The 11,528-nt window shown below is 58.1% G+C and carries 9 protein-coding genes and 1 pseudogene; 3 read left to right on the top strand and 7 right to left on the bottom strand.

Annotated features, from left to right (window positions below; all coding sequences use genetic code 11):
* The first annotated feature begins 187 nt into the window (after window positions 1–187).
* The 3 genes from C6P61_RS10650 to C6P61_RS10640 are packed head-to-tail and all read left to right on the top strand — an operon-like array spanning window position 188 to window position 4,523.
* A complete protein-coding gene (locus C6P61_RS10650) occupies window positions 188–2,329 on the top strand; it encodes a peptidase domain-containing ABC transporter (protein WP_105729918.1) in 2,142 nt (713 codons plus the stop codon).
* Window positions 2,326–3,660 (top strand): HlyD family type I secretion periplasmic adaptor subunit, encoded by a 1,335-nt coding sequence (locus tag C6P61_RS10645; protein WP_211296964.1) that lies wholly within the window; start codon window positions 2,326–2,328, stop codon window positions 3,658–3,660. Before C6P61_RS10650 ends, C6P61_RS10645 begins: the two co-directional genes overlap by 4 nt.
* Window positions 3,661–3,701: 41 nt before the next feature.
* Window positions 3,702–4,523, top strand: a complete 822-nt coding sequence (locus C6P61_RS10640) for a hypothetical protein (RefSeq protein ID WP_105729916.1) — start codon at window positions 3,702–3,704, stop codon at window positions 4,521–4,523.
* A 60-nt stretch (window positions 4,524–4,583) separates the two neighbouring features.
* On the opposite strand, the gene C6P61_RS17720 is transcribed toward C6P61_RS10640, so the two are convergent.
* The 7 genes and pseudogenes from C6P61_RS17720 to C6P61_RS18375 all read right to left on the bottom strand — a co-directional run.
* The gene (locus tag C6P61_RS17720) at window positions 4,584–5,858 is read right to left on the bottom strand and encodes a hypothetical protein (protein ID WP_146115035.1); all 1,275 of its coding nucleotides are present in this window, start codon (window positions 5,856–5,858) and stop codon (window positions 4,584–4,586) included.
* Window positions 5,859–5,918: 60 nt separating this feature from the next.
* Window positions 5,919–7,028, bottom strand: a complete 1,110-nt coding sequence (locus tag C6P61_RS10635) for a DegT/DnrJ/EryC1/StrS family aminotransferase (RefSeq protein WP_105729915.1) — start codon at window positions 7,026–7,028, stop codon at window positions 5,919–5,921.
* Window positions 7,025–7,594, bottom strand: a complete 570-nt coding sequence (locus C6P61_RS10630) for a GNAT family N-acetyltransferase (protein WP_105729914.1) — start codon at window positions 7,592–7,594, stop codon at window positions 7,025–7,027. Before C6P61_RS10630 ends, C6P61_RS10635 begins: the two co-directional genes overlap by 4 nt.
* Window positions 7,591–8,526 (bottom strand): WxcM-like domain-containing protein, encoded by a 936-nt coding sequence (locus C6P61_RS10625; RefSeq protein ID WP_105729913.1) that lies wholly within the window; start codon window positions 8,524–8,526, stop codon window positions 7,591–7,593. Before C6P61_RS10625 ends, C6P61_RS10630 begins: the two co-directional genes overlap by 4 nt.
* 13 nt (window positions 8,527–8,539) lie before the next feature.
* Window positions 8,540–10,300 (bottom strand): O-linked N-acetylglucosamine transferase, SPINDLY family protein, encoded by a 1,761-nt coding sequence (locus C6P61_RS10620; protein WP_244908874.1) that lies wholly within the window; start codon window positions 10,298–10,300, stop codon window positions 8,540–8,542.
* Window positions 10,301–10,448: 148 nt separating this feature from the next.
* Window positions 10,449–11,291 (bottom strand): hypothetical protein, encoded by an 843-nt coding sequence (locus C6P61_RS10615; protein WP_146115034.1) that lies wholly within the window; start codon window positions 11,289–11,291, stop codon window positions 10,449–10,451.
* 81 nt (window positions 11,292–11,372) lie between these two features.
* A pseudogene (locus tag C6P61_RS18375) lies at window positions 11,373–11,468 on the bottom strand (hypothetical protein); the annotation flags it as partial.
* Window positions 11,469–11,528: the final 60 nt, after the last annotated feature.

Genomic DNA, 11,528 nt, shown 5'->3' with positions numbered 1-11,528 from the left:
AATAAAAAGGGGAAACCCAGGTCTGATGTCACGATGGGCGGATTACCGACCAACGATAATTGAGCATTCCAGCGACTCTTGGGAAAGCGCAATTTTATTCGAGCTGGCCCGCAGCGATCAAAACCCCTTCGGCCGGCGAGTTCGCTGCTGCCGACAATTGGCATATCTCTGAGTCCCCATCTTTGGCATGAACCCCGCTCACCGCCACTCCACCCTCCAATGCCTGACCGCGATTGCCCAGCACCACGGCATCCAGGCCCTGCCCGAGCGGCTGGTGCATGAATACGCGCTCGACGCCAGCGAACCCGACGACCGGCTGCTGCTGCGCATGGCCACCGATCTGGGCTTCAAGGCACAGCGGGTCGACTCCAGCTGGAACGAACTGGTCGAGCTCAAGGACATCTTTCCGCTGCTGGCGCGTCGGCGTGACGGCAGCTCGGTCATCGTCGCCGGCGTGCAGCCAGGCGACAAGGGCCCGAAGCTGGCCGTGCTCGATCCGCTGGCCGGCAGCGGCCAGATCGGTCTGGTCGAGCAGGCCGATTTCCTGTCCAGCTGGTCCGGCACGCTGGTGCTGCTCAAGCGTCAGCACAAGCTGCTCGACGAGAACCAGCCGTTCGGACTGCGCTGGTTCATCCCCGAGATCCTGCGCCAGCGCAAGGCCTTCCGCGATATCGCGATCACCGCCATCATGCTGCAGCTGCTCGGCATGGGCATGCCGATCTTCTCGCAGCTGATCATCGACAAGGTGCTGGTGCACGAGAGCTACTCGACCCTGACCGTGCTGACGGTGGCCATCGTCGGCTTGCTGCTGTTCGAGGCCGGCTTCGGCTTCATGCGCCAGACCCTACTGCTGCATGCGACCAACGTGATCGACATCCGGCTGGCGCGACGCACCTTCGGCAAGCTGCTGTCGCTGCCAATCGAGTATTTCGAGAGCCACACCGCCGGCGTCATCGTGCGCCACATGCAGCAGGTGCAATCGATCCGGGGCTTCCTGACCGGGCAGCTGTTCTTCACCGCGCTCGACGCCATCGGCCTGATCCTGTTCATCCCGCTGCTGGTGTCCTACAGCGGCAAGCTCGCGGCCGTGGTGTTCGGTTTCTCGGCGCTGATGGCGCTGATCGTGGTGCTGCTGATCAAGCCCTTCAACACCCGGCTGCAGGCGCTCTACAACGCCGAGGGCACGCGCCAGTCGATGCTGGTCGAGACCATCCACGGCATGCGCACCGTCAAGTCGCTGGCGATCGAGCCCAAGCAGCGCAAGCTCTGGGACCAGTACTCGGCCACCAGCATCCAGATGCATTTCGGCGTCGGCCGCATGTCGATCGCCGCCAGCACCGTGACCCAGTTGCTGGAAAAGCTCATGATGGTCAGCGTGATCGCCATCGGCGCACTCGACGTCTTCAGCCTGGAGCTGACCGTCGGCGCGCTGATCGCATTCCAGATGATGTCGAACCGGGTGGTCGGCCCGCTGGTGCAGATCGTCGGCCTGGTGCACCAGTACCAGGAAACCGCGCTGTCGGTCAGGATGCTCGGCGAGGTCATGAACCACCCGCCCGAGCGCAGGTCCTCGGGCGGCCTGCGCCCGGCCTTCAAGGGCCAGATCGCGCTCGACGGCGTCACCTTCCGCTACCCCGGCGCCAGCACGACCGCGCTCGACCGCATCAACCTGAACATCGCGCCCGGCACCGTGGTCGGCGTGGTCGGACGCAGCGGCTCGGGCAAGACCACCTTCACCCGCCTGATCCAGGGCCTCTATCCGGTGCAGGAAGGCGTGGTGCGCTTCGACGGCGTCGACATCCGCGAAATCGACCTGGCCCACCTGCGCCGCAGCATCGGCGTGGTGCTGCAGGACAACTTCATGTTCCGCGGCAGCGTGCGCGAGAACATCGCGATGGCGCGCCCCGACGCCAGCTTCGAGCAGATCGTGGCCGCCGCCCAGGCCGCCGGTGCCGACGAGTTCATCGAGCGCCTGCCGCAGGGCTACGACACCCTGCTGGAAGAGAACGCCGGCAACCTGTCGGGCGGCCAGCGCCAGCGACTGGCGATCGCACGCGCGCTGCTGCCCTCGCCGCGCATCCTGATCCTCGACGAAGCCTCCAGCGCGCTCGACCCCGAGAGCGAGGCCATCTTCATCCGCAACCTCGGTCGCATTGCGGCCGGCCGCACGGTGATCATCGTCAGCCACCGCCTGTCCACCCTGGTCCATGCCGACCAGATCTTCGTCTTCGAGCGCGGTCATCTGGATGATGCCGGCCCCCACAGCGCCCTGCTGGGCCGCTGCGAGCCCTACACCGACCTATGGAACCAGCAAACCAGCCATCTGTGAAACCCGTCGAGTCGCGTGGCAAGACCAGCAGCTGGCGCACCGAGTTTCTGCCCGATGCGGACGCGCTCGAACGCAAGCCGCTGCCGGGCGGCCTGTCGGCCACCCTCTACCTGCTGGTCGGGCTGGTCGTCGCCACCCTGGTCTGGGCCAGCTGGTTCGAGGTCGACCAGGTCGTGACCGCGCGCGGCAAGCTGGTCACGGCCCAGCCCAACATCGTGCTGCAGCCGCTCGAAACCGCGCAGATCAGCGAGCTCAAGGTCCAGGCCGGCCAGATCGTCAGGAAAGGCCAGGTACTGGCCGTGCTCGACCCGACCTTCATCACCGCCGACCTGACCCAGGCCCAGGACCGGCTGAAAAGCCTGGACGCCGAGGTGCAACGCGTCGAGCAGGAACTGGCCGGCAAGACCACCACGTCGCAAGGCCGGAACCGGGACGAGCAGCTGCAGGCGCAACTGCAAGGCGAACGCCGCGCCAGCTACCAGGCCAGGCTGCTGCGCCTCGATGAAAGCATCGGGCGCAACAAGGCTGCCATCGTGACCAACAGCCAGGACATCCAGAGCCTGGAGGGACGCGTCAAGTCGCTGCTCGACATCGAGCGCATGAACGAGAAGCTGACGCAGCAGCAGTTCCAGTCAAACATGAAGCTGCTCGAAAGCCGCGAGCGGCGCCAGGAGGTCGAGCGCGAACTGATCAACGCGCGCAATCGCAGCGTCGAACTCAAGCGCCAGCTGGCCGAGGCCGAGGCCGAGAAAGCCAGCTTCAGCCGCGAGTGGCGCCAGAAATCAACCGAGGAACTGGTGGCCGTGCGGCGCGAGCGCGACAGCGTGGCCGAACAGGTCAAGAAGGCCGAGCGCCGCAGCCGCCTGATCGAACTGATTGCCCCGAGCGATGCCGTGGTGCTCGAGATCGCGGCACGCTCGACCGGCTCCATCATCCGCGAAGCCGAACCGCTGGTCACGCTGGTACCGCTGGGCGAAACCCTGGAAGCCGAGGTCCAGATCGAGGCCCAGGATGTCGGCTACGTCAAGCTCGACGACCCGGTGCGCCTCAAGATCGACGCCTTCCCGTTCCAGAAACATGGCCTGATCAAGGGCAAGCTGGAAAAGCTCGGGCGCGACGCCTTCACCCAGCAGGCCGGCAAGTCAGGCACCCCCTACTACCTGGGCCGCGCCAGGCTGGAGCAGAACGAACTGCGCAACCTGCCGCGCAACGCCCCGCTGATCCCCGGCATGACGCTGAGCGCCGAGATCGTGGTCGGCAAGCGCACGGTCATGTCCTATGTGATGTACCCGATCATGCGGGGGCTGAGCGAGGCGGCGAGGGAGCCGTGAGTCAGTCACTGCCAGCGAGCTTTACAGACCTTGTCACGAACATGACCGCCTCAGACTTCCCACCCATCCAGCTCTACCAGATCGCCTACTCGAAACAGACCCTCAATGAAATCGAACCGGGCTACCTCGTGCTCGACAACCTGGGGAACGAGAGGTCTGACTGGTATGAGTATTGGCCGATACGCCGATTCCTGCAAAGCCAGACGCTGAACGAGAGCACCTTCTACGGCTTCTTCTCAACTAAGTTCGGCAACAAGACCCAGCTCGCCTACCAGCAGGTGACTGACTTCATTCGCTCACATGCCGATGCAACAGATGTCTACCTGTTCTCGCCCCAGCCGGACATGGGAGCCTTCTTCCTCAACGTGTTCGAGCAGGGAGAAGTTTTCGATCCGGGCTTGATCGAGAGTTACGAGACGCTGCTCAAGCAAATCGGTCTTCAACTCGATTTACGCTCTCTGATCATGGACAGCCGGCAAATAGTATTCTCCAACTACTTCGTGGCGCGACCAGCCTTCTGGCGCGAATGGCTAGCCATCAATGAGTTGCTATTCGCCACCTGCGAAGGACCTGACAACCCGCTCAAGCATGCGCTGACCCAGACCACGACCTACCCCGGAGCAGCACAACGCAAGGTCTTCCTGATGGAGCGCGCCGCCTCGCTTCTGCTAACCATAAAACCCCAGTGGCGCACAAAGGCAGCGAATCCATTCACGATGGGTTGGTCGATGAGCAGATTACGGGAACACCCGATAGATGCCTATATCAGCGACGCATTGAAAATTGCACTGCGCGAACAAAGTTTCCCAGAATATCTAACAGCCCTCATCGATATCAGAAATCGATTTACATCATTCAAATAGACTTTTGTCAAAATATTTTCTAGAATAAAGAAAATATCGGTCCACAACCATTGAAGATGGTTACCGAATAATACAATTAAGCGCCTCCCTGAATTTACCGATAGAGAATTTTGATTGGTAAAATTTTCTTGACCTGACACTCAAATCACGATGATGATGTCTTGCATCAGAAATTACTTCAATTAATTCATCTACAGTAGCCCACCCCAACTCTTCGCTTGCATACATTGAATCAACCCTCATAATTTCCGGATTTGCTTCATCTTTAAAGTATAAAACCGGATAACCGCAGCCTTGAGCCTCTACAGCAGCCCGAATACCCCCCACCGGAGCCGATCCAATATAAAAATGTGCATCAAGGTTTAGTATCGTACTCCACAGTGACTCGACAGCCCCCAATGAAAAAAATCTATCTGGATTGACATTATTTTCAGCCAGATAGCATCTTATATCACTCAACCACTGCGGGTCAATAGGGCCAATATGAAAAAAATTACCTTCTATAAAATTCAAAACCCTCAAAGCAATAGACGCCAAAGATAAATCACCGTATCGCGCAAACTTAACACCAGTCCCAGACGTAACCACAGAAAAATTAATTTGATCAAATTCAGGGAAAATTTTCAAACCCGAATCTGAGACATAAAGCGGAAAAACCAAAGCCTCACGCTGCAATTTTTCCGAACAAATATGAGCTAACTCATCTGTGAAATCCACATGAGCCACCCCATCAAGCGTGTTTCCCAAGCTCGGCGTATGATCACAATGATGAATTAACGTCTTCCGAGAAGCTGAATAACCAAGCGTCCCCACAAATGGTATAGGATCTTGATGGTGTTGCATATATATAATATTACCTGGCTTGAGTCGATTCACCAAATTAAACAACTCTTGACACTTGAGCAACAATGTTGTTTGCTGCAAAACAATCACTGTATGGTTTTTAAATCTATCTAAAATCCAATTTAAATGATTCAAATTTTTTTTATAAGACCAAAACAAATCAGTAAGAACAATAATCGCGGACTCTACTTCATCGACTATATCCTCAACAACTCGGGAATGCCCTCCCACTTGGTAGAGTTCAGTCACAACAATCAAAACATTAGCTTGAGCACTCCGCTGGCAAGAAGACTGAAAAATTTTAGACATCTCCATCATCTGACTATCAAATTTTTGATAGTAAAGATGTTTATGCCTGAATTCTTCACTATTAAAGCTATTATGCACTCCAATAACGATATTTGCTAAGGCGTCATTATATTGTTTATTATTTATTAATTCATCAATATATAATTGAGTATCTTTTAATTCAACAAACATAATAAATTCCACTCAAAACATCAAAAAACATCGAGGCTCATCTGCAAAATTCACCAACGAAACACTTATTCATCAGATAGCCATAGCAGTGAAGGCTGAGTAAACGGCATCAATCACGATCCCGGTAGCCTCAGCGGTCTGGGCCGGCCCCATCGGAAGACTGAGCACATGATCGTGCAGGGCTTCAGAAACCGGGAAACTACCCCGGCTGAACCCTAGGGGGGCATATGCCGACTGCAGATGCGGAGGGATGGGATAGTGGATCATCGTAGCCACGCCTGCCTGGGCCAGGAGATGCTGCAAGGCGTCGCGTTCGCGGTGCCGGACTACATACAGATGCCACACCGGATCGGCCCATTCGGGCACATGCGGCAAAGTCAGGCCTGTCGCAGCCAAGCCTTCCTGGTACAAGCGCGCGATGGCGCCACGTCGGGCGTTCCAGTCATCCAGATGCGCGAGCTTGACACGCAAGATGGCGGCCTGGATCGGATCGAGACGGCTGTTGTAGCCCTGGACCTCGTTGACATACTTCACCCGGGAGCCGTAGTTGCGCAACACCCGGATACGATCGGCGATCCGCTCGTCATTGGTCGTCACAGCACCACCGTCCCCCATCGCCCCCAGGTTCTTGCCCGGGTAAAAGCTCCACGCGACGGCATCGCCGTGCGCTCCCAGCTTGCGGCCCTTGTAGCGCGCGCCATGGGCCTGGGCACCATCTTCCAGCACAAGCAATCCGTACTTGCGTGCAACCGCCAGAATCGGATCCATATCAGCCGACTGGCCGTACAGATGCACGGGCAGGATGACCTTGGTGCGCGGGGTAATGGCAGCCTCGATCAAGGCCGGATCGATGTTGCAGGTACGCTCATCGGGCTCCACCGGCACCGGGATGGCACCGCATTGACTCACCGCAAGCCAGGTGGCGATATAGGTGTTGGAAGGAACGATGACCTCGTCGCCCGGTCCTACCTCCATGGCCCGCAAGGCTAGGTTCAAGGCATCCAGACCATTGGCGACGCCTACCGCTTGGGCTGCACCGCAATATGCTGCATACGCCTCCTCAAACTGTTCCACCTCCACTCCGCCGATAAACCAGCCCGAACTCACTACGCGGGCAATGGCCTCGTCAAACTCTTGTTTTAGTTCCCGGTAAGGAGCCTTCAAGTCAAGAAATTGAATCATTTCAAAAATTCCTCGACATGGACACCATAAGGCAAGTATCTCCGATATCGATTAACGGACACTTCAATAGCCATATTCGATAAGTTATACTCGTATTCCACTTCGTTTTCAGCAGTGCGCTCAGCACCAAATCGTTCGTGAAACTTCCAAACACGCTCATTATCTTTTCTCACTTGAAAGTGAGCGCATCGAAACCCTAGTGATTCGAGAGCATAGGCGTAGACCATCAATGCCGACTCAATAGCCGCAGAAGATACGACACCCTCCAGGAGAATCCAACTTCCCCAGCAGAAACTTTCGCCCCGAGCATCGTACATCCTCACAGTACCTAGAGGAACTCCGTGAAAATCTTCAATAATGAAGTATGCTTCGGTGTCACGATTTTCATAACTACTGATCCAAGCCACCTGCTCCCCTAGATCATCAGAGACCTGAGACAGATGCCTAGACTTCTTCGGATCAGTTCGCAAAGACAGTATAAATGCTGCATCAGCAACAACGACATTACGCAACACAAGCGATTTTCCCTTAATAAAATCAGCTTTGCGAATTTTAATAGTACTCATTTCGACTTCACCATCTCAAGAAATTCGACATAATTTCTTATATAGTCGGCACGATCGTAATAGTGCGAAGCAAAGACAAGCAAAACCGCATCTGCAGAATACTTGTATTGAATACCCCAAACCATAGGCGACAGGTGAAGACCTAAATCCGGCTTATCGAGCTGAAATTCCTGATGGTTAGTCCCATCATCGGTCACTACGGCACAACTACCTCGGACACAAATCAGAAATTGATGGCATTCACGGTGCGCATGTTCGCCGCGCGTTTCCGCACTGGGCACATCGAAAACCATGAAATAGCGTTTAGCGGCAAACGGAATGCTTCGATCAAACTCGCCCACCGTCAGACTTCCGCGAATGTCAGGCACACGGGGCATATGGTGCAGCATGACACCCTTGACATGGGTTACGGATGAACCCACCACAGTCTTCGCCAGTTCTTCACTGGCATATTCTCCGTGCGTCGCATTCACATAACCGACGATTTTGGCTGGATTACCTTCAACCACGGCGTTGGGCGGTACGGAACGGGTGATCACGGCCCCGGCAGCTACCATGGCATTGCGGCCAATCTCCAGACCGGGTAGGATAACTGCGCCCGCACCGATCGAAGCGCCATCATGAATGGTAGTAATGAGGCATTTCTCTGGCCTGCGACGACTGCGCGGAAACCTGTCGTTGGCAAACGACGCATTGGGTCCGATGAAGACATCGTTGCCGACACGCAACCCATCCCAGAGCTGCACACCGCTCTTGACGGTCACACGGTCGCCGATGACCACATCGCCCTCGATCAGGCAATGGGCGGAGATGTTGCATTCCTTGCCTATCGCTGCCCCCGGCAGCAGCACGACATATTGCCAGACCCTGCTGCCGGCACCAATCAGTTTCGAGCTGACATCAGCCAGAGGGTGGATGAAATAATCGCTCAATTCCGCTCCTTCTTCATGGACGCTGCAAGGCATCGCTCAAGGCATGTTCCAGCTCGCGCACCAACTGCGGCATGTCGAACAACTCACTGTCTCGGCGATGTTCATCTAGGTACCGCTTGTGACTCGCTATCCGCTTCGGATTCCGTCCCAACTGCACCGCCTTGCACTCGTACTCCGCCAGGCTGAAGGTGATCAGGTCCGGCAGCCCCACCGCCGTCAACAGGCTACCGCACATGCGCGAGATATAGGTCTTCCCCGAGCAAGTCAGGATTGGCGTGCCCATCCACAGGATGTCGTTGGCAGTGGTGCCTGCGTTGTAAGGCAAGGTGTCGAGGAACAGGTCCGGCAAGGCCAGCCGCGCCATGTATTCGGCCGGGAATGCGCGGCCGGCAAAGATCAGTCGCGCCGGGTCGATACCTTGGACCTTGGCCTGGTCACGCAGGTTCTGTTCCGACCAGCGGTTGTCGGCCATCAGCCACAGCACGCTGTCGGGCACCTGGGTCAGGATGCGCATCCAGGTCGCGAATACCTCGGGTGTGATCTTGTAGTTGTTGTTGAACGCGGCAAAGACGAACTTGTCTTCCGGCAGACCGCAGCTCGCGCGCGTCAGCGGCGGACCCACATCGCGTTGGCGGTCGCTGACCTGGTAGCAGCGCGGCAGACGCAGCGGCTTCTCGGTCATGAACGGTTCGAGCTCGGGCGGGAACACGAAATCGTCAGCCACGATGTAATCGACCGTCGGCAGCGCCGAAGTGCCAGGCAGGCCCAGGTAGCTGATCTGCACCGCACCGGCCGGGCGCTGCATCAGGATGTTGGGTCGCGCGCCCGAGGTCAGTCCCTGCAGATCAACCAGGATGTCGATGCCACAGGCCTCGATCACCTGGGCGGCCTGTTCGTCACTCAGGTGCCCGATGCGGACATGGTGGTCGAAGGCCTTGATGAGGCGCTCGCGCAGCGGTGAACCGTCATCATTCGACCAGCAGAAGCCGAACACCTCGAAACGGCTGCGGTCGTGCAGCTCGAACAGTTCGACTGTCAGCAGGCCGACCGCGTGCATGCAGAGGTCGCCCGACAGGTAGCCGATGCGGATGCGCTCGCCAGCTTGGCGCACGCGGCGCGGCTTGCGCGGCACCGGCGCCTGCGTCTTCTCATGCACGAACTGGCGCGCGGCCAGCAATTGCAGCGCCGGGTCGTCATAGGCCGCCAGCATCGCCAGCGCCGAGGTGGACAGCAACTGGCGGTTGATCGTCACATCGCCTATCGGCTGATACACCGGCCACTTGCACTGCTTTTGCCGGATATGCACGTAATGCTGCAGCACCGCCGACTGGTCGGGCTCGACCTGCAGGCTGCGCACCATGTAGGCTTCGGCCTCGTCATAGCGCCTGGCCAACTCCAGCGCGCGCACGAGATTGTTGAGCGCATGCAACTGAAGCGCGATATCGGGCTTGGGCGAGATATCGAGTTCGCGTACCACCTGCTGCCACTGAAGCAGCGCCTCATCGAGCTGCCCCAGGAGCTCCAGTTGATGGCCCAGGTTGAGGCGCGCTTGCAGCAAACCCGGTTTGAGTTGTAGAGCTTCACGGTAGGCCGTTACGGCCTCCTGCGACTGCTTGGCAGCGCCGAGCAAGGTGCCATAGTTGAACAGCGCGACGAAGCGCATCGGATCCAGTTTGCACTGATCCAGCCAAGCGCGATACAGCTCGATCGCTGCCAGCATCTGTCCTTGCAGGGACAACTGCTCAGCCTGGTTCATCAGGTCGGGCAGGGACAAATGTCTGACGTCAGGGGGCTTGGCGCGCATAAGGCAGTTTTCAAAAAAACCGGACTCGGATATAAAAACTCCAAGCGTGCCGTGAGCATACGACAGGCTTGGAGCAGAATTTCAACCAGGTCCGCCTGGCGGCAGACCCGGGGCCAATTTACTTGGCCTTGGTGCCATCGCTGGCAGCCAGCAGCGCAGTGGCTGAAGGATTGTTCACACCCCCCGACAGCAGGCTGTTGACCGTGCTGGCGCCCTGAGCCACCGGGTTGGTACCCGTAGCGGCTTGCAGGCTGTAGTAGGACTCCAGCTGAACCGCCATAGCCAAGGCCGGGCTGGCCTGGTTAGCCAGGGTTGCCGGTGACAGCGAAGCCGTGGCGCCCGACTCAACGGCATCCGTTTCCAGATAGCTGCCCAGCGACTGGGTCAGCTCAGTCACCGAGTTACGCAGCGCATCCGGGTCGCCCTGGCGGAACCAGACGTCGACCATGTCGTGCGTGCCGCCGTCAGCCGATTCATACGACGACACCAGCCCCAGCAGGTTGCCGTTGTCCATGGCCGTAGAGGACTGTGCCGACAGGTTCAGTGCCACGACGCCGTTATCGCTCAGGCTCGACAGTTCGCCGGCATCGGTCATGCCGTCCTGGTCGGCATCCTTCCAGATCGCCAGTTCGGTGAACGCCGCGTCGGCTGCCGTCAGGCGGCCGTCCGCGTCACTGTCAAGCGCCCGCAGCGCGTTGAAACCATCACCTGCCGCCCGACCATCGACCTGGGTCGCCGAGCCGAACAGCTCGCGACCGTCGTTGATGACGCCATCCTGGTTCAGATCGCGCACCAGCAGACCATCGGTCGGCGCCACCCAGCCGGTCTGGCGCACCGCTCCGGTCGCAGCCAGGTCGAAGCTCACGCCCTGAGCGACCGACAGCGTGGAGACACCGTCGCCATTGAGGTCCAGGATGATCGGGGACAGGGCAGCCAGTGCGCTGATCTGAGCAGAGTCCATCGAACGGTAAGCCTCGACGCTAAAGGCATTTGCCTGCTCCATAGTGAAAACGGCAATGTCTGACGTCAATAGGGTGTCAACCTGAGCGGTGGTTATAGCCGTGATTTGAGCGACAGTGAATGCACGCAGCTGCGCTGTCGTGAGTGCTTCGAAGTCCTGCGACTCCAGCGCCCGCACCTGCGCCGTCGTCAATGCCGCCACCTGCGCACTCGTCAGGCCCGCCACGGTGGCCGCCGT

Source organism: Malikia spinosa (assembly GCF_002980625.1).
Taxonomy (GTDB): Bacteria; Pseudomonadota; Gammaproteobacteria; order Burkholderiales; family Burkholderiaceae_C; genus Malikia; species Malikia spinosa.
Note: the sequence above shows the minus strand (reverse complement) of the source record. Positions and strands in the feature narration are given on the sequence as shown.